Annotated in this window: 14 protein-coding genes; 8 read left to right on the forward strand and 6 right to left on the reverse strand. The window is 67.8% G+C overall.

What is annotated here, in order from left to right:
* Positions 1-276: 276 nt before the first annotated feature.
* The 8 genes from xrtB to QZ709_RS14570 are packed head-to-tail and all read left to right on the forward strand — an operon-like array spanning position 277 to position 9,083.
* Positions 277-1,194, forward strand: a complete 918-nt coding sequence (gene xrtB / locus QZ709_RS14535) for an exosortase B (protein ID WP_294638090.1) — start codon at positions 277-279, stop codon at positions 1,192-1,194.
* On the forward strand, positions 1,178-1,876 hold the full coding sequence (gene epsI / locus QZ709_RS14540; RefSeq protein WP_294638092.1) for an exosortase-associated protein EpsI, B-type: 699 nt from the start codon (positions 1,178-1,180) through the stop codon (positions 1,874-1,876). The genes xrtB and epsI overlap by 17 nt, the downstream gene beginning before the upstream one ends.
* A gap of 18 nt (positions 1,877-1,894) precedes the next feature.
* Positions 1,895-3,025: a GDP-mannose 4,6-dehydratase gene (gene gmd, locus QZ709_RS14545; RefSeq protein ID WP_294638093.1), complete on the forward strand. Its 1,131-nt coding sequence runs from the start codon at positions 1,895-1,897 to the stop codon at positions 3,023-3,025.
* Positions 3,022-4,272 (forward strand): hypothetical protein, encoded by a 1,251-nt coding sequence (locus QZ709_RS14550; protein ID WP_294638095.1) that lies wholly within the window; start codon positions 3,022-3,024, stop codon positions 4,270-4,272. Before gmd ends, QZ709_RS14550 begins: the two co-directional genes overlap by 4 nt.
* Before the next feature lie 28 nt (positions 4,273-4,300).
* Positions 4,301-5,113 carry a glycosyltransferase family 2 protein gene (locus QZ709_RS14555; protein ID WP_294638097.1) on the forward strand — a complete coding sequence of 271 codons (813 nt, stop codon included), beginning with the start codon at positions 4,301-4,303 and terminating at the stop codon, positions 5,111-5,113.
* Between the two features lie 28 nt (positions 5,114-5,141).
* Positions 5,142-6,395: a glycosyltransferase gene (locus QZ709_RS14560; protein WP_294638099.1), complete on the forward strand. Its 1,254-nt coding sequence runs from the start codon at positions 5,142-5,144 to the stop codon at positions 6,393-6,395.
* On the forward strand, positions 6,392-7,957 hold the full coding sequence (locus QZ709_RS14565; RefSeq protein ID WP_294638101.1) for an O-antigen ligase: 1,566 nt from the start codon (positions 6,392-6,394) through the stop codon (positions 7,955-7,957). Before QZ709_RS14560 ends, QZ709_RS14565 begins: the two co-directional genes overlap by 4 nt.
* Positions 7,941-9,083, forward strand: coding sequence for a glycosyltransferase family 1 protein (locus tag QZ709_RS14570; RefSeq protein ID WP_294638103.1), 1,143 nt, complete (start codon positions 7,941-7,943; stop codon positions 9,081-9,083). The genes QZ709_RS14565 and QZ709_RS14570 overlap by 17 nt, the downstream gene beginning before the upstream one ends.
* Before the next feature lie 1,327 nt (positions 9,084-10,410).
* On the opposite strand, the gene QZ709_RS14575 is transcribed toward QZ709_RS14570, so the two are convergent.
* The 6 genes from QZ709_RS14575 to glnE form a co-directional block, all read right to left on the reverse strand.
* A complete protein-coding gene (locus QZ709_RS14575; RefSeq protein WP_294638104.1) occupies positions 10,411-11,766 on the reverse strand; it encodes a right-handed parallel beta-helix repeat-containing protein in 1,356 nt (451 codons plus the stop codon).
* Between the two features lie 160 nt (positions 11,767-11,926).
* Positions 11,927-12,847, reverse strand: coding sequence for a polysaccharide biosynthesis tyrosine autokinase (locus QZ709_RS14580; protein WP_294638105.1), 921 nt, complete (start codon positions 12,845-12,847; stop codon positions 11,927-11,929).
* Positions 12,848-12,850: 3 nt separating this feature from the next.
* Positions 12,851-14,302 carry a chain length determinant protein EpsF gene (gene epsF / locus QZ709_RS14585; RefSeq protein WP_294638107.1) on the reverse strand — a complete coding sequence of 484 codons (1,452 nt, stop codon included), beginning with the start codon at positions 14,300-14,302 and terminating at the stop codon, positions 12,851-12,853.
* 89 nt (positions 14,303-14,391) lie between these two features.
* Positions 14,392-15,399: an EpsD family peptidyl-prolyl cis-trans isomerase gene (locus tag QZ709_RS14590; RefSeq protein WP_294638109.1), complete on the reverse strand. Its 1,008-nt coding sequence runs from the start codon at positions 15,397-15,399 to the stop codon at positions 14,392-14,394.
* A 137-nt stretch (positions 15,400-15,536) separates the two neighbouring features.
* The gene (locus QZ709_RS14595; protein WP_294638110.1) at positions 15,537-16,193 is read right to left on the reverse strand and encodes a hypothetical protein; all 657 of its coding nucleotides are present in this window, start codon (positions 16,191-16,193) and stop codon (positions 15,537-15,539) included.
* Positions 16,186-19,119, reverse strand: coding sequence for a bifunctional [glutamate--ammonia ligase]-adenylyl-L-tyrosine phosphorylase/[glutamate--ammonia-ligase] adenylyltransferase (gene glnE, locus QZ709_RS14600; protein ID WP_294638111.1), 2,934 nt, complete (start codon positions 19,117-19,119; stop codon positions 16,186-16,188). Before glnE ends, QZ709_RS14595 begins: the two co-directional genes overlap by 8 nt.
* Positions 19,120-19,137 lie beyond the last annotated feature (18 nt).

Here is a 19,137-nt window from a genome sequence, read left to right on the forward strand (position 1 = left end):
TTGTTCCTTTGTGGATCGGTGATTGTTCGGCCCTTACTTGGGGGTGTTATGCCGCCTCGGCCTGCCTGCCCGGCGAAGTGGCGGCTTGCCGGAGCAGGGGCGGTCCTCGCATCGCCTTGCGGCAGTTGCCCTGGGACTTGTGGTCAGGGTGCCCACCTGATCATGGGGGGCGCAATGGCCAAAGGGGTGGCGTCGCCGTGGGAGAGCGGGTCAGGGCAGGGTAGTCACGTAGCGCCGGCTTGGGGAACTTATGTGCTGAGCGGGTAACAATTCGCCATGTCTGTTGAAGTCACGCCATCACCGGGTGCGTCCGCCATGCCGCCAGCGCCCCCTCTCGCCACGCCCGGGCTGGCCTGGGGCGTGGTGCTCCTGCTTGTCGGCTTTGCCTGCATGTACGGGCCCACGTACGCGCAACTCGCCCATTCCACCTGGGCGACGGACGAGCAGGGCCACGGGCCTCTGATCGTGGCCGCCAGCGCCTGGTTGCTTTGGACGGGGCGCTCGGAGATCTTTGCGGGGCCGTCCCGGCCGGCGCTGGCGTCGGGGTTCGGCGTGCTGGCTCTGGGGCTGCTTTGCTTCGTGGTGGGGCGTTCCCAGTCGGTCATCGAGCTGGAAGCCGGCTCCCAGATCCTTGTGCTGGCGGCAGGCCTGCTCGTGCTGCACGGCTGGTCGGCGCTGAAGCGGGCCTGGTTCCCGATCCTCTTCCTCGTGTTCTCGGTGCCGCTGCCCGGTGCTTTCGTGCAGGCGATCACCATGCCGCTGAAACACGCGGTGTCGGTGGTGGCCGAGAAGATCCTGTATCTGGCGGGCTACCCGATCGGGCGCTCGGGCGTGGTGCTGGTGATCGGGCCCTACCAGTTGCTGGTGGCCGATGCCTGTTCGGGGCTGAACTCGCTGTTCACACTCGAGGCCCTCGGCTTGCTCTACATGAAGATCATGCGCTACCAGTCCAAGGTGCGCAATGTGCTGCTGGCCTTGATGATCGTCCCGATTTCGTTTGTTTCCAACGTGTCCCGCGTGCTGGTGCTGGTGCTGATCACCTACCATCTCGGGGACGAGGCGGGCCAGGGGTTTGCGCATGGTTTCGCCGGGATGGTGCTGTTTGCGATCGCGCTGGTGCTGACCTTCCTGTTCGACCGCCTGCTGGCGGCACGTTTTGACCGTGATGGAGGCGCCCGTGTGGAAGTTCGATGACCTGCGCCGCGTGGGCGTGGCCACCGTCGTGGCGCTGGTGGCCATGCTGGCGGCCGTGGGCGGCGCCGAAGCGCTCAGACCCCACCGGGTGATGGCCGACGAGCTGCCTGCGCTGAACCTGCAGGAGGTGGTCCCGCGGCAGTTCGGCGACTGGGTGGAGGCGGTGGATGCCGCGCCGGTGGTGTCGGATCCCACACTGGACGCGACGCTGGCTCAGTTCTATTCGCAGACGCTGTCGCGGACCTACGTCAACAGCAAGGGGCAGCGGGTGATGTTGTCGCTGGCATACGGGCGGAACCAGAACTCGTGGAACTCGGCCGCCCACCGGCCCGAGTTCTGCTATGACGCACAGGGCTTCTCCGTGTCGGCGCGGGGGGTGACGGCGCTGCCGCTGTCCGGCCACAGCATTCCCGCCATGCGCATGGTGGGCATCAAGCAGCAGCGGCAGGAGCCGGTCACCTACTGGGTCACGCTGTCCGACTCGGTGGCTGTGCCCGGCCTGAGCCGCAAGCTGCAGCAGCTGCGCTACGGCATGCAAGGCATGATCGTGGACGGCATGCTCGTTCGCATGTCGTCTCTCGGTGCAGACGAGGCGGCCGAATTCGCGCTGCAGGACGCGTTCGCGCGTGATCTGGAGCGGGCGATGTCTCCGGACATGCGCTCACGTTTTTTTGGACATTGAACACAGAAAGTTTCGGACATGAGCAAGAAAGTCGCCCTGATCACAGGCGTCACCGGCCAGGACGGCTCCTACCTGGCGGAGTTCCTGCTGAACAAGGGCTACGAGGTGCACGGCATCAAGCGCCGCTCTTCGCTGTTCAACACGGACCGCATCGACCACCTGTACCAGGATCCGCACGTCAACAACCGCAATTTCGTGCTGCACTATGGCGACCTGACGGACTCGACCTCGCTGGTGCGCATCGTGCAGAAGGTGCAGCCTGACGAGATCTACAACCTGGCGGCGCAAAGCCACGTGGCGGTCTCGTTCGAGGAGCCGGAGTACACGGCCAACGCCGATGGCATCGGCGCCCTGCGCCTGCTGGAAGCCATCCGCATCCTGGGGTTGGAAAAGAAGACGCGCTTCTACCAGGCCTCGACCTCCGAGCTGTACGGCCTGGTGCAGGAAATCCCGCAGAAGGAGACCACGCCCTTCTACCCGCGCAGCCCTTACGCGGTGGCCAAGTTGTACGCCTACTGGATCACGGTGAACTACCGCGAGGCCTATGGCATGTACGCCTGCAACGGCGTGCTGTTCAACCACGAAAGCCCCGTGCGCGGTGAGACCTTCGTGACGCGCAAGATCACGCGGGCCATCAGCCGCATCGCGCTGGGCCTGCAGGACTGTCTGTACCTGGGCAACATGAGCGCGCTGCGCGACTGGGGCCACGCCAAGGACTACGTCGAGATGCAGTGGCTGATGCTGCAGCAGGAACAGGCCGAAGACTTCGTGATCGCCACGGGCGTGCAGTACAGCGTGCGGCAGTTCGTGGAGTTTGCTGCCAAGGAGCTGGGTATCACGCTGGCCTTCGAAGGCGAGGCGGAGGCCGAGGTGGGGCGTGTGGTCAAGGTCGAGCCGGTGAATGGCGAGATGCTGGCCAAGTGCAAGCCGGGCGATGTGATCGTGCGCGTGGACCCGCGCTACTACCGGCCCACCGAGGTCGAAACCCTGCTGGGTGATCCGTCCAAGGCCAAGGCCAAGCTGGGTTGGGAGCCGAAGATCACGCTGCAGGAGCTGGTCAGCGAGATGGTGCAGAGCGACTACACCAGCGCCAAGCGTGACAACCTGGTGAAGCTGGCTGGCTTCCAGGCTTACGACTACCACGAGTGATCTGGGCTCGGCTGTCCCGGTCGCCGGTTGTCTGGGCACTGGGCGATCAGGTCCTGGTGTCAGCCTGCAACTTCGCCTTGACGCTGGTGGTGGCCCGGCTGGTGTCGCTGGCCGACTTTTCGGCCTACGGCCTGGCGGTGACGCTGGTGTGGTTCGTGAGCGCGCTGCACCGGGCCTACCTGACTCAGCCCATGGCCATCGATGCCGTGGGTGACGATGCAGCCCGTGTCGGCGCCCGGCTGAAGGCCGTGCTGATGCTGCAGGTGCTGGGCTGGCCGCTGATCGGAGTGCTGTTTGCGCTGGTGGCGGTGCGCTACCTGCCTTCGCAGGCGATGGCGCTTGCTGCCACCGTGTTCGCAGCGTCCTTTCTGCTGCAGGAGACCTTGCGGCGCCTGTTGTTCGCCCAGCGTCGGATGCGCCTGATCAGCGGGCTGGACGGCCTGGCTTATGGTGGGCAGTTGCTGATCATCGCGGGAGCGGGGCTCATGCACGGGGGAACCTTGCCCGTGGCCTGGGTGATGTGGCTGGCCGCGCTGCCCTTTCTGCTGTCGGCGGCACTGGCGTACCGAAGCCTGCCGCTCGCGATGCGGGAGACGGTCTGGCCGGCCCGTGCGGCGCTGCGCGAAACGGCCCGTGAGCACTGGGCGGAGTCGCGCTGGGTGTGCTTCAGTCAGGTCTTCATGTTCGGGTCCTTCATGCTGGTGCCGTTCCAGATTGCCGAGTGGGGCAAGCCACTGTGGGTGGCGCAGTACAACGCGGCGGGTTCCATCCTCAACGGGCTGAACATCGTCCGGCAGGCGCTCGGCAATCACCTCCCGATCGAGACCGCGCGGCGGTTCAAGGACGGGGGGGCCGTGGCCATGCGAGCCTACCTGGGGCGGTCGGCCTGGACCATCCTGGGGCTGGCCGCGCTCATCGTGGGCGTGCTGGTGGGTCTGGGCGAGTGGCTGGTGATGGTGCTGTTCGGGGCGCGTTTTCAGGAGGCCGCAGCGGTCCTGCCGCATGCGGCTGTCGGGCCCCTGATCGGCATGTTGTCGCTGGTGTCTCAGTCGGGCGGTCTGGTGATCCGTCAGACGGAGCACATTTTCTGGTCCTACGTGGCCGGCACGATCGTGTCGTTTGCGCTGGCACCCTGGTGGATTCCGGCCTTTGGTCTGCTGGGCGCGGTGTGGGTGTCGAACATGGGCGTGATCGTGCCCACGGTGTGGCATCTGCTGGTGTTCCGCCGTCAGGTCCGCGCCCTGTGAGTGCGATGTGAGACTTGCGAGAGGGAGAATGAAGATATCTTTGGTGACCTGCTCGTATCAGCAGGGGAAGTTTCTGGATGCGACGATGCGCTCGGTGCTCGACCAGCGTTATCGCGATCTGGAGTACATCGTGATCGATGGCGGCTCGCGCGACGAGTCGGTCGAGGTCATTCGCCGGCACGAGGCGCACCTCGCCTACTGGGTTTCCGAGAAGGACCGGGGGCAGACGCACGCCTTGCGCAAGGGCTTCGACAGGGCGACCGGCGACATCCTCGGCTGGCTGTGCTCGGACGACCTGCTGTTGCCCGACGCGCTGAACCGCGTGGCCGCCTACTTCGAGGCCCACCCTGAGGTCGACATGATTTATGGCAACGCGCTGTGGATCGATGCAGCCGGTCAGTACATCCGGCCGAAGAAGGAGATGCCCTGGAGCAAGTTCGTCTTCCTGTACGACCACAACTACCTGGCGCAGCCGGCGACGTTCTGGCGGCGCTCGCTGTACGAGAAGGTGGGCGGGCTGGACGAGTCGTGGAACCTGGGCATGGATTCGGACCTGTGGCTGCGCTTCGCTCAGCACACCCGGCCTCGCTATGTGGACATGTACCTGGCCTGCATGCGCGACTACCCGGAGCAGAAGACCCGTGCGCTGAAGCCTGCGGGGCGCGTCGAGGACACGCGGTTGCGTGTGCGAGAACTGCCTCAGCTGGCCGGGCTGCCGCAGAAGCCGCTGTCATGGCTGGGTCGTGCGGGACGCATCGGCGTCAAGTTGCTGCATGGTGGCTACCAGGCGCGGCCGCCGGCCGAGTACATTGCGGCGCTGGATCGCTATCGGATCGCGTGATGTCCACGTGCGGTGAGAAGGGGCGCCCATGAAGATTCTGCTGTCGGCCTTTGCGTTCTCCCCCCTGCTCGGGTCCGAGTGTGGCGTGGGGTGGCATTGGGCTGTGGCGATGGCGCGCTCGCACGATGTCACCGTGCTGACGCACCCCGCTTTCCGAGCCCATGTCGACGATGAACTGGCGCGGCGACCCGTGCCCGGGCTGTCGGTGGTTTACGTGGACCTGGCACCCCGATCGGGGCCGTTTCACGAGCAGATGATGAATTCGCAGCTTTACTACCTGCGCTGGCAGTGGCACGTCCGCCCCGTGGTGAAGCAGATGCTGAGCACACAGGCCTTCGATGTGGTTCACCACCTGACATGGGGCTCGCTGCGCTACCCGTCCTGGCTGGGTGGCCTGGGCGTGCCGTTCATTGTCGGACCGCTGGGTGGGGCCGAAACCGCGCCGGCACACCTCTTCGCTGGCCTGCCGTGGAAGGCGAGGCTGAAGGAGGCGCTGCGCACCCTTGTGCTCTGGAGCTTCTGGCTCGATGCGCCGACCCGGCTCGCCTGGTCTCGCGCCGACCGGCTCTACTGCCGCACGCGTGACACGCTGGCCTTCCTGCCCGCCAGCCTGCGGGCGAAGGCTGTGGTGGCGCACGAAGTGGGCGTGATGGACGTGGTGCCCCGATCGCAGCCGGTTCAACGGCAGGCGCGCACGCGTCTGCTGTTTGCCGGCCGGCTGATCCCGTTCAAGGGTTTGCACCTCGCGCTGCCGGCCCTCCGCTCGGCCCTGGACCAGGGCGTCGACGTGGACCTGACCATCGTGGGCGAGGGCGAACTGGATGGCTTTCTGCGTGCCCGGGCGGCAGCGCTGGGGCTGCACGACCGGGTGCATTTCATCCCCAAGTTGCCCCAGGCCGAACTGATGACGCTGTACCACCAGGCCGACGCGTTCTTCTTCCCGAGCCTGCACGATTCGGGCGGGACGGTGGTGATGGAATCGCTGTCCCGCGGATTGCCCGTGATCTGCCTGGACCTGGGGGGGCCCGCCCACTTCGTCACACCGGGCTCCGGCATGGTCGTGTCGACGCAGCAGCGCAGCCAGGCTGCCGTGGTGGCGGGTCTGGCGCAGGCCATCGCGGCGTTTCACAGCCTGTCGACACCGGCCCGCCAGGCCATGCATGACGAGGCTGTGTCGCGCGCCCGACGCATGGGGTGGGCAGACCGCGCCGCGGCGGTGTACGAGGACGCGTGTGCGCACCTGCCTGCACTGGTGGGCCAACCCGCAGAGGCAAAGACATGAACACCATGACGATGTGGCGCAGCCGGGTGGCGGCGCTGACCTGGCCTTCCTGGTCGGACGTGGGCTTGTTCGCCCTGTTCGGCCTGGTTCTGCCGGCCCTGTGCTTTTACTTCCTGGTCGGCAGCCCGTTTGTCGGGCTGGTGGTCTTGCGTTACGCGCTGCTGGTCCTGGTGCTGCTGGCCGGCTTCAGTTTCGCCGCCCCCGACGCACCGTGGTACGTGCGGATGGTGCTATCGGTGACGCTGGGGCAGCTGGTGCTGAACTACGGCTTCACCAACATCGTGGTGGGTGCTGGCGCGGCCAAGATCACGCTGGCCGAAGGTGCCTGCCTGTTGGCGCTGGTGATTTTGCTGCCCATGACCTACCGCTGGCTGTCGAAGACGCCAGCGTTCTGGCTTGCGATGGCGGCCCTGATCCTGCCGCCGGCCTATCACCTGTATCGCGACTTCTTCGAGTACAGGATGGCGGCCCTGCGCGACGTGCTGACCGTTGTGGACATCGTCTTTTTCGTGGCGGGCATGGCCGTCGTCGCCCTGGGGGTGCACCGGGGTGTCTGGCTGGCATGGCGCGACCGGTTCTTGCGCATCTGGTTCGTCGCAGGCGGGCTGTACTGCCTGACCTGGCCGATCTCGCCGTGGATCAAGGCCATCTCGCCTTCGTTCAGCAGTTATCAGCAGGCCGTGCCGGTGCTCGGCGCACATGTGACGTCGCCCTACACGGCCATTGCGGTGCTGGTGGCGTGGTTTGCCATCCCGCATGTGTTTCCGCGGCGCACCTGGGTGCGCACGCTGTGGATCGCGCTGGTGCTGGTCGAGACCATCCTGGTCGTCGTGATGGCCCAGTCGCGCAACCTCTATCTGATCATCCTGTGTCTGCCGGTGGTGCTGGGTTTCTTCGGCTACAAGCGCGCCTTCTCGGCGGTGGCGGCCGGCATGGTGGCCCTGGTGATGGTGTTGGCCCTGGTCGAGACGTTGAACATCAAGATCCCGGGGCGCATCTCGGACGTGACGCTGTCTGCCGTGGTGGACCGGTTTCTGTCGATCTCCGGCAAGCACGGTGATGAGTACGGGGCAACCGGCGTGCAGCAACGCATGGTGTGGTGGGCTTCTTCGCTCGACATGTGGCGTGCCAGCCCGGACCGCATGGTGTTCGGAGTGGGCTATGGCCCCGCGCTGACGAACTTCATGTCGCCGGGCGAGAACGGCGAAGGTGTGGTGGTGCGGGAGCCGCACAACAGCTTCATCTCCAGCCTGGTGCGTGGGGGCATCGTCTATTTCGGTCTGTGGGGGGCCGTGGTGCTCGGGTCGATGCGGCGAGCCTGGCTGGGGGCCCGCTTGCCCGGCCTGGGTGAGGACGACGCAGGACACTTCAAGGGCTTTGCTGCGTGGGGCTTCATCCTGATGGGCATGCTGTTGCTGACCAGCCTGTCCGAGCCCAACTTCGAGTCCCCCTCGATCGCCGCGATGTTCTACATCGTGGCAGGCATGGTGAGCATGGAGTACTACATCGTGACGCGCCGGGTGGAGATCCGGCCGGGAGCAGGCCGTGCGACTGGTGTTTGATGCCTTTGAGCTGACCCCTCACTCTGCAAAGAGCAAAGGGATCTACAGCTACGCGCTGCAGCTGTGCGGGGCGATGGCGGCTCAGCTCCGGCCCGGTGAAACGATGGACGTGGTCTGCCATGGCGAGAACGTCGCGGACTTCCGCGCCCTCGGTCTGCCGTCCACGGTGCACTTGCATGAGAACGCGTCCCGCATGCCGGGGCGCGTGAGGCGGCTCTGGTGGTCTCAGTTCGGTGCGGCGCTGTGGGCGCGCGGTCGCGGTGCGGATGCGGTCTACCTGTCCCCCAAGGGTTTCACACCGGGGTTGGGCCGTCGGCTCACCGGGCTGCGCACGGTGTGCGTGATCCACGACCTGATCCCGCTTTGGTACCTGCGGCATCACCCGAGCCACTTCGGGCGCCTCGAAGGATGGCTGGTGAAAGCCGGGCTCATGCACTCGGTGCAGGCGGCCGATGCCATCATCGCGATCTCCGGGGCCACGGCTGCGGCGTTGCGTGAGGCAGGTGCCCCGGCTCAGCGGGTGAGCGTGGTCTACAACGGCGTGCCCCCGCTGCCCGCGCCGGCATCTCAGCACGACGACTACATCATGGCGCTGGCGTCGGGGCTGCCCCACAAGAACCTGTCGGGGGTGCTGCAGGCCTATGCAGCCTATCGGCGGCAGTGCGGAGCCGCGGCCCTCCCGCTGAAGCTGGTCGGTGTGAGCGGCGAATTCGATGCCGGTGTGGCCGCGTTGGGTACCGTGTCGGCCGAGACCCTGTCGGGGCTCTATGCCCATGCGAGGGCCTTTCTGTTTCTGTCCCGCATCGAGGGGTTTGGCTTTCCTCCCCTGGAGGCGCTGCGTGCGGGGGCACCGGTCGTGTGCTCGGACATCCCTGCACACCGCGAGCTGTGTGCAGGCCTCGCCACCCTGGTGCCGGTGGACGACGCCGCTGCAGCCGCCCGGGCCCTGTGCGAGATCACGGCGGTGCCCGAGCCAGCCAGCGTACGCGGCGAGCGGGCACGGGCCATGGCCGACCGGGTGGCGCATGATCTGAGCTGGGCCCGGTGCGCTACGGGGGTTCTGGACGTGGTTCGTCGCGTGGCGCAAAGCGGTGGCCGAGTGGCTGCCCAGGAGTGTGGATCATGAGGACGGGCTTGTCGCGTGCACTGACGCAGCACCGCAAGCTGGCCTTGGCCGTGTTTGCGGCCAGCCAGCTGGTGGCCCTGGGTTACTGGGTGACCTTGCCCAGCTATCACCTGGCGACCGCACTGGTGCTGACGGACACCCAGCCTTCGCCGGTGCGAGCGGTGCAGGCAGAGGGGGCGGGCATGGTCATTGGAGCGCGTGCCGCCTTGCTGATGAGCGACCTGGTCGCCGAGCGTGTGGTGCGGCGCCTGCAGCTGGAAGAGGTCGACATCCTGCGCCAGGCGTGGGTCCGTCAGGGGCCTTCTGCGGGCTCCTTTCAGCAGTGGCTGATCCGGCTTGCTCAGGGCGGGCTGGTGCCCAGCGCCGGCCGTGGGGGCTACCTGCTGCAGGTGGGGTATGCCGCGCCGGACGCCGGCTTTGCCCGGACCATGGCCAATGCGTACGCAGAAGAGCTGGTGGCTGCGGTGGACCGCCTCAACAAGCTGGACGACCAAGCGCTGGAATCGCCCGTGGCGCAAAGCCTGGAGGCCAGCCTGGCGCGCATGCGGGCCGCGCACGACGAGCTGACCGCAGTGGCGACACGCTCGGGCGTGCTGCTGGAGGGGCTGACCGATCCCGGCTTTGTGGCGGACAGCGCCTTGCAGCGGCAGACTGTGGAAGGGTTGGTGGCCGCTCGGCAGGCCTTGGCGACCGCGCAAGTGCTACAGGCGGAGCCGGGTTCTCGGGCTGCACTGGACGACCCGGTCCTGCAGTCCTTGCGGGTGCGCCTGGCCGACTTGAGCGGCCGCCGTGACGCCACGATGACCCAGCAGGGCGTGAACCACCCCGCGGTGGCCTCGCTGGAGGCCGCCATCCAGCGCACACAGCAGGACATCCAGGCCCACCTGGCGCAACTGAGCCGCTCGATGGGGGCGATGGCGGACATCCAGCAGGGTGCGCGGCTGCAACGTGACCAGGTTGGCGTGGCCGCCCGGGACCGGCTGCTGGGCTCGCTGGACGATCGGGCCGCTTTCAAGCAGGCGCAGTCCCGCTTTGACGCGGCGGCCGAGGACTACATCGTGATGGCGACCAACATGGCGACGCTGGCCTACAACCGTGACGCGAGCAAGTCGGACATGGTGCTGGTGGAGGCGGCCCCGCTGCCCCACGAGCCCTGGTTTCCGCGGGCCGAGGTGGTTTGGCCGACGGCGCTGGGCGCGGGTGGGCTGTTTGCCGTCCTGGCCGCCTTGATGGCCAACCGGTTCGGGCGCCGAGTGGCGTCCGCCGATGACCTGAGGGGGCTGGTCGGAGCCGACCTGGTGGCGGTGCTGCCTGCCGACCGCGGGGCTCAGCGTTCCAGGCCTGCCGGATCGGCCGCAACACGTTCGAGCTGGTTGCGCTCTGCCATCAAGCCACTGCTGTCGCCGCTGATGCCCTGGCGCAGATCCCGCAGCGTGTTGCGCAAGTAGCGCACGCCGCGGTGCCCGCCCTGCGAGTTGGTGCGCACGAAGACACCGTGGCCGCGGCCCTCGCACACGTTGTCGGCCACCACCGTGCCCCGCATGTCGCCCTGAAAGCCCGAATTACCCAGGCAGGCCATGGGGGCCGGGTGGGCCTCACCCGGCAACAAGGTGATGCGGTTGCCGGTGACTTGCAGCGGGGCCTTGTCGGTGCCTGTCAGCAGGATGCCGATGAAGGGCGGATCGCTGGCCTTCTGCTGCCGGACGATGGTGTTGCCGCTGATGTCGATGCGGTCGTAACCGCGCCATTGGTCGGTGGTGATCGCGGCCCCCGGGGCCTGTTCGATGCGGTTGCCGCGGATGGCAAGCTGGCCACCCCGGACCCGGTTCACGTCCTTGACGATGCCGGCCCCGCGCAGCGTGTTTCCCTGGATGCGGGCGTCGGGAGCGGTGGCGATGACCAGTGGCGCGCCCGAAAATGTGTTCTGCCTGACTTCGGGGGCGACGCCGCCCACCTCGAGTGTGGCCCCCAGTGTGGGCCTGGCATCCACGACATTGCCCTGAATGACGGCGCCAATGCCACTGACAACCGACATCGCGTGGTAGCCCGCATCGTGGTCTGCCCGCCAGTTGCCGAAGCGGTTGTCGCGGATGCGCAGGCCGGGCAGGTCGTCGCCTTGCACTTCCAGCGCCATGGCGGTGAATCCCTCACCGGTGTTCTCGGCGATGAGGGTGTCGCCGCAGGACCAGAGGTGGATGCCTTCTCGCACGCGCAGGAAGTGGTTGCCGCTGAGCGTGCTGTCGCGCAGGCCGTAGGCCATGATGCCGGTGTCGACGATGTCCTCGAAGCGGTTGCCGACGACGCGCAGTTGCTCGGCCCGGTCGACCACGAGCACCCCGTGCCGCTGGTTCCAGGCGGCGTGGCCGTGTTGCTGCCCACCCGTGATGCCCCGCACCCAGTTGTTTTCGACATGGTGGCCGCGGCCTTTGAGCGCGATGCCGCGCCCTTGCAGGATCAGATTCTGGACGCGGGTGCGGTCGGCCCGGGTGGCGTCGAGCAGCATGCCGGGGCGGGCTTCGTCTGCCCACTCAAGGGTGGCAGCGGGCTGCGCACACAGCTGGGTGCCGGACTTCAAGCGCAGCGTGCGGTCCACCCGATAGTGGCCGCTCAGCATGATCACCTCGCCGGCACCGGCCCGGTCGATCGCGTGCTGGATGGCCCGGCCGTCCGGGGCTGACGGCACGACGCGGGGGCCTTCCGGGCAAGGCGGAGGAGCGGCGAAGGCAGCTGTGCCTCCTAAGCTGACCAGCCAGACCTGAAGGCCGCAGAATGCGAGAGCCCGTAGCCTGCGTGGCCACGGGGTTCCGGGAGGCGTGTGCCGGCGCATGTGCCGGTGTTCGTCGTCAGTAGGCGTTGAGCACGCTGCCGACGATGTCGATGTCGGACATCCGCAGCGTGGAGACCACGGCCTGCATGTCGGCCACGTGGGTCACGTTCTGACGCGCCATCACCAGGGCCGCGCCGCACTTGGCCGCGATGACCGCACCGTCCATGCCTTGGGACGCCGCCGGCGTGTCGACGATGACGCGGTCGAACTTGGTGAGCAGCTCGCGGATCAGCAGGCCGAAGGCCGGGCGTTCGACCAGTTCCAGCGGGTTCGGCGGCACCGTGCCGACCGGCAGCACGAACAGGTTGGGCAGGGCCTTGACCGACTGGATGACGTTGGACACCGAGCGACCGGTGAGGATGCTGGACAGACCCGGCGATCCCGGCTTGAGGTTGAACACCTCGTGCAGCCGCGGGTTGCGCATGTTGGCGTCGATCAGCAGGGTACGGCCGGACAGCTGCGAAAAGGCCACGGCCAGGTTGGCGGCGAAATAGGTCTTCCCGTCTCCGCCCCGCGGGCTGACCACGGCCAGGGCGTTCCTCGGCCCGACCCCGCTGTACAGCTTCATGATGAGATGGCTGCGGGTGGTGCGGAAGGACTCCGCCTGGGGCGAGAACGGCTGCTTGGCCACCACCAGTTCTTCGCTGCATGCGTCGTCGTGCTCGCCGCTGTACGGGTAGTGGAACTGTTGGGCCAGGGCCCACATCACGTCGTCGGTGTTGGCCAGGCCGAGCGCCACCGCGGCCTCCCCGAAGCGAACCCCGTTTTCGCGTTGGTAGGTCAGGATCTGCTCGATCTGGTCCGGCGACAGGTTGTTGGCCCGGCTGATCAGTTCGCCGATGGTCGGCTCGCCGCCCAGCTGCTGCGTTTCCGGGAAGCGGGAATCGGGCACGCCCAGGTTGGAGGCAGAGAAGTTCTTGTGATGGGTGTCTTGCATGGCTTATCCCAGACTACCGAAGCGCTGCGAGGCACCGGACGAGGCGGGTTTGAGCGCGTTCCCGGGCGGGCGTGCGGAACCATTGAGCCAGGGCAGGCGGCTGGCTCGCGTGCGCGGGCCGGGCAGCGTGCCGATGACAGGCAGTTCCACGAGGGTGATGATGTCGGTGGCCGAGCGGACTTTGCGGTCCATGAACTCGACCCCCATGGTCAGGCCCAGCGCGATCAGGCCGCCCACGATGGTGGCCAGCACCAGGTTGAGGGCCAGGCGCGGCGAGCTGGGCGAGACCGGGGCCGTGGCCTGCCCCAGCACGACGATGTTGGTCTGGCTGTTGCTGCCTTCCAGGCTCATCTGGCTCTGGCGGGCCTGGATGGCGTCGAACACCCGCTGGGCTGCATCGACCTCCCGCTCCAGCACGAGCAGGTCGTTGCGATCCTGCTTCATCTTGAGCACCTTCTGGCGCTGCTCTTCGTAGGCGGCTTGGATGGCAGCGGCCCGGGACGAGCTGATCTGGCTGGTGGCACTCAGGCTGCTGCTGACGCGGCCTACCTCAGCACGGATCTTGGCGCGGGTGGAGGCAATCGCGGCGCGCAGCTCGACGATGGTGGGGTGTTGTTCGCCGAAACGTTCCAGAGACTGGTCGAGCAAGGCCTCCTGCTTGGCCAGGTCGCCTTTGAGGGTGGCGATCACGGCGTTGTTCATGGCCTCCGGTGAAACGTCGGCGTTGGCGGCCGCTTGGCTGCGGCGGCTCGATGCATCGGCGACGACACCGCGCAGCGAAGTCAGCTGCGCAGAGAGGTCGTTGAGCTTGGTGGTCTCGACGTCCAGGCGCTCGTCGGTGACGACGATGCCGCGCTCCTGCTGGGCTGCCGACAGCTTGGCCTGGGCAGCCTCCATCTTCTGGCGAGCCAGGCGGGCGCGTTCTTCGAAGAAGTCGGAGTACTGCCGGGCCGGTGCGGTCTTGAACTGGACGGTCGAGTCGATGTAGGCCCGTGCGTAGGCGTTGGCGAGAGCCGCCGAAAAGTTAGGGTCGGTGGACTCGTATTCGATCTCGATGACGTTGGACTCTCGTGCGGCTGCCACCTTGAGGTTCTTGCCGACGCGCTCGGCCAGCCAGGCCTCGAAGTCACCTTGCGAGCGGGTCGCACTGGCCCATTCCTCGCGCATCGCCGCGCTCTGAGCGAGGTTCATCGCCCGGACCACCTTGCGGGCCACATGGCCGCTTTCGATGATGTCGACCTGGGTCGCCAGGTAGGCGGCCGAGGGCATCACGCCGATGGAGGGGGTGCCCGCGACCGGGTCCACCTTCATGTCGACCATGACCACGGACTTGGCCGTGTACTTCTTGGGCCACAGCAGGCTGCCCACCAGGGCCAGACCGATGATGGTCAGCAAGGTGGTAAGCGCCAGCACCCACCTGGCGCGCAGGACCCGCAGGAAATCAGCAAAGCTCATGGTCAGGTAATGCAGTGAAGAACAATGCCCGCCTGCACCCTGGGGGGCACAGTGCGGGCGGTCAGCGGGTGTTCAACCACGCCGGAACATCATTTCAGGCCGGACAGACCCTTGTTCAGGGCGTTGGCATCCAGACCACCCGGCGCTGCGGAGGCGGCTGTGTCGGCGACGGGCGGTGCCACTTCGGCCGAGGCCGGCGCAGCCGCTGCGGCGCCGCTGGCCGGCTTCTCGGCAAACTTGCCGATGTACTCGACCTTGGCGGCGGCGCGCAGGTTCTTGACCTCGTTCTTGACGAATTCGCGGCGACGCTCGGCCGTCAGGAACTGCTCGATGGCCGGCTTGGCCTGTTCGAAGGTGACCGGCTGCAGCTTGCTGGCGACCACGAGCATGGCCTTGAAGCCGTCCGGGGCGGTCACATACAGGGCTTCGCCGTCGTTGACCTGGGCCAGCTTGTCGACGATGGCCAGCGGCAGGCCTTCAGCCGCCTGGGTGACCTGGTTCGCGGTGAACTTCACGCCACTGTTCTTCAGGACATCGACGAAAGCCTGCTGGCCCTTGGTTTCCTTGAGCTTGTCCATCAGCGGCTTGGCCACGTCCGGTGTGACCGGCACCGTGAACTCCTGGATGGCGTAGACCTTGCGCTGCGAGAACAGCGCCGGCTTCTCATCGAAGTACTTGCGGACGTCTTCTGCGGTCGGGGCTCCCACAGCGGCCGCGGCGGCCTTTTCCAGGTAGGTGCGGGCCAGCACGTTGCGGCGCATGGCGTCCAGCATCTGCACGACCTGCGGATCGCGGTCGAGCTTCTGCTCTTCCGCCTTGGCCACGGCAAGCTGCTGGTCGATCAGGCCTTCGAGAACCTGACGGCTGGCGGCCTCGGCCTGCTCGGGCTTGAGGCCCTGCTGGCGCTCAAGCACCTGGTTGATCTGATGGACGGTGATCTCGGTGTTGTCGACCCGTGCGGCGGCCTGGCTGGCCTTGCCTTCCGGCTTGCTCTTGTCGCCGCAGCCGGCGGCGAGGGATGCCGCCACGACGACAGGCAACAGGGCCATCAGGCGCATCGAGCGGGAACGGGCAAAGGCGGACAGACGGGTTTGCATGGTCGTTCTGAATGGTATGTCGGTTGGATGGGATGCGGGTGTGGACACCTGCACCCTTGCGCTGATCGGCGGGCCGTGTCGAAGTTCCCCTGACGTCGGCAGGTGCCCGCTCAAATGAGGGCCCTCAACAGGGACTTTCATGTCGTATTGCTCACGGAAGGTCGCCAGAGGCAGGTGAACAGGGCGCAGAGCAGACCGGCGACCGTGCCGCTCAGGTGCACCCAGGGGACCACGGTTATATCCGAGCCCGCGGGCTGGACGAGGCGGTGCGCGAAGGGGTTTTCCATGATGAGCTTGGCCACCACACCCAGCAGCAGCAAGGCGGCCATCCAGCGGGGAAAACGGGGGTGATTGGCTGCCAGGGCGTGCAGGCTGACCACGACCAGCCCCGCGTGAAGCACGCCGGACAGGCCGGCGTAGGACGCGATGGGGTCGGGCTGCAGCAGCAGGCCCATTTGCGTCAGCGGCCAGGCCAGGAACCAGGCCAGCGCGGCCCCCCTGGATAGGGCGGGCAGCCCGCCCATGATGGCAAGCAGCAGCAGGGCGCCGAGGTTGGTTGCACGGTGGGCATCGCTGCCGTGCAACCAGGCCGATGTCCACCAACTGTGCAGGGGCTGGGCCCACCCGAGGGCCGGCTGGCAGGCAAGGGCCTGGGCCAGCGGCGGCCATTCGGTCGGTGGCAGTGAGAGGGGAACCGGGGCCAGCAGCATCGCCGGCACGCCAAGCAGGGCGCACAGGCCGAGCCAGCCGGCCCGGCTGTATGCCGTGGAGGGGGCCGATGTCGGCTCAGACACCCGCGGCGGACGCTTGATCGGCCGGGAAAGCGCTCTTCCACAGGGCCAGCACGGCCTGCCGGTGGGGCTCGATGGCCGTCAGGGCCTCGCCCGACAGCCGGGTCGGCGCCTCGTCCAGGCGGGCGCGGTGCTGCAGTCGGCGCAGCTCGCGGTAGGCCTGGCCGGCGGCCTCGCCCTGGCCAGCGGGCAGCAGGCCGACTGCCTCGGCGCGTTGCAGCAGGGCGATGTTGCCGACGTTGTCCAGCAGCGCGGCATGGCGGTGGCTGTGCGCCAGGATCAGGTACTGCACGGCGAACTCCACGTCGATCATGCCGCCGGGGCTGTGTTTGATGTCGAACTGGTCGGGCGGACAGGCGTGGGCGCTGCGCAGCCGTTCGCGCATGGCCTGGACCTCGTCGCGCAGGGCGAGCGGATTGCGCTCGGTGGCCAGCACGCCGCGCCGGGTGGCCTCGAACCGCTCGGCCAGGGCGGGCTCACCCGCGCACCAGCGCGCCCGCGTCAGGGCCTGGTGTTCCCAGGTCCAGGCGGTGTTGCTGCCGCGCTGGCGCTGGTAATCGTCGTACGAATGGAAGGACGTCACCAGCAGGCCCGAATTGCCGTTGGGGCGCAGCGCGGTGTCGATGTCGAACAACTCGCCGGCCGCGGTGCGCAGCGTCAGCCAGGTGATGAGCTTGCGCGCGAACAGCAGGTAGGCGTCGATCGCGCTGGGTGTGTCGGGTCCGGCGTTCGCATCGGCGTCGTCCAGGCTGTCGTCGTACAGGAAGACGACGTCGAGGTCGGAGCCATAGCCCAGCTCCTTGCCGCCCAGCTTGCCGTAGGCGATGACGGCGAAATGCGGTTCGTGGTTGACGGCCCACGCGCCCTGTTTGCCGGGGCGCTGTTGCAGGTGGCCCCACGCCCACTGGATGGCGGTGGACACGGTGGCATCGGCCAGGGCCGACAGATCGTCGGCGACCTGTTCCACGGTGATGAGGCCTTCGACGTCGCGCACCAGGGTGCGGAAGACTTCGGCATGGTGCGCACGGCGCAGGGTGTCGAGCAGGGCTTCCTCGTCGGCCTGGCCGGCACGTGCCCAGGCGCGGTGGCGCTCGGCCAGCTCCTGCTGATAGGCCGCGGCGTCGAAGCGACCGTCCATCAGGCGCGGGTCGGCCAGCTCGTCGATCACGCCCGGGTGGCGCAGCAGGTAGCGCATCGGCCATTTGGCCAGGCCCAGCAGGCGCAGCAGGCGGTTCTGCACGTCCGGGCGCTCTGCCAGCAGCGAGAGGTAGCTGTCGCGGCGCAGCAGGGGGTTGAGCCAGTCGATGAAATGCAGCACCGCATCGGCACCCAGGGGGGCGCGCCCGTCGGGGCCTTCATCCAGCGCGGTGCGGGTGGCCCGGCCGATCAGCTTGGCCAGCCGCAGCTTGCCGGCATCGGGCAGCATCGCCACCTTGGCTTGCTGGCCGAAGGACCGCACGCGTTCGGCGATCGGCTCGGGCAGTTTGGCAATGAAGTCGTCGCTGTCCACCGGCAGGGGCGGGCCGCCACAGGACTTGCAGCCTTCGGTCGGGGCCGGGCTGCGGCCATCGTGCAGCAAGGCATCGAACTCGGTGGCCACGAACTCGCGCACGCTGCACAGGGCTTCGAGCAGCTGGCAGGTCGCGCCCTGGCAGTCGGCGTCGTCGGCCGGCTTGCAGGGGGCGTCGGTCGGCGGCGCCGGGGTGAGGATCTTGCGGCCGGGCAGCCCCAGGCTGGTGGCGATCCAGGCGAGGTCGGCGTCCTGCGTGGGCAGCAGGTGGGTCTGCTGGTCGTCCAGGTACTGGATGCGGTGCTCGACGCGGCGCAGGAACACGTAGGCCTGGGCCAGCCAGTTGGCCGTGGCACGCGGGATGAGGCCGCGCGCGCTGAGCCGTTGCAGCGCCCTGAGCGTGCTGCGGGTGCGGATCTCGGGGAACTGGCCGCCGCGCACGACCTGCAGCAGCTGCACGGTGAACTCGATCTCGCGGATGCCGCCGCGCGAGAGCTTGACGTCGTTGGCGCGCTCCGGGCGGCCGGCCGCGCGGCGGTTGGCTTCGTCGCGGATCTTGCGGTGGAGCTGGCGCAGGCCCTCGAAGACGCCGTAGTCGAGGTAGCGGCGGAAGACGAAGGGAATGGTGATGTCCCGCAGGGCCAGGGCGCGGTCATGGCGCTCGCCGCCCGGCATGGCGGCGCGGGGCGCCACGATGCGGCTCTTGAGCCAGGCAAAGCGCTCCCATTCACGGCCCTGCACCAGAAAGTACTCTTCCAGCATGGCCAGGCTGACGACCGGCGGGCCGGAGTTGCCGTTGGGGCGCAAGGCGAGGTCCACACGGAACACGAAGCCGTCTTCGGTGGTGTCGCCGATCAGCGTGGACAGGCGGCGCGCCACCTGCGCGAAATACTCGTGCACGCTGATGCGGGCCGTGCCATCGGGGGCGCCGGCGGTCTGGCCGTCTTCCTCGTACACGTAGATGAGGTCGATGTCGGACGAGACGTTCAGCTCGCGGCCGCCCAGCTTGCCCATGCCGACCACCCACATGTCGACGCGGCGCCCCTGCGGATCGAGCGGCGCGCCGTGGCGCTGATCGAGCTCGTCCTGCGCGGCCTGCAGCGCGATGTCGAGGGTGACCTCGGCCAGTTCGGTCATGGCCGCGGTGATGTCCGCCATGGCAGCGCCCTGCTCGACGTCCAGCGTCGCCAGCCGCTCCAGCACCAGTTGCCGTGCCACGCGCAGCGCCGAGCCCAGTTCCCGTCCGCCAGCACGCAAGACGTCGATGAGGGTGCGGATGTCGGCCGAACGCGGCAGCCCCGGATGCGCCGAGGCGAAGTCGCGGACTTCAGCCTCGTAGCGGCGACGAATGCGTTGAACGTAACGGCTGTGGGCCGCGGGGGCCGCCGTCGTGACTGCGTCAAAGGGGAATTCGAACATGGAACCAGGGGCGCCGCG

Origin of the sequence: uncultured Aquabacterium sp. (assembly GCF_913773725.1) — a bacterium.
Taxonomy (GTDB): Bacteria; Pseudomonadota; Gammaproteobacteria; order Burkholderiales; family Burkholderiaceae_C; genus Aquabacterium.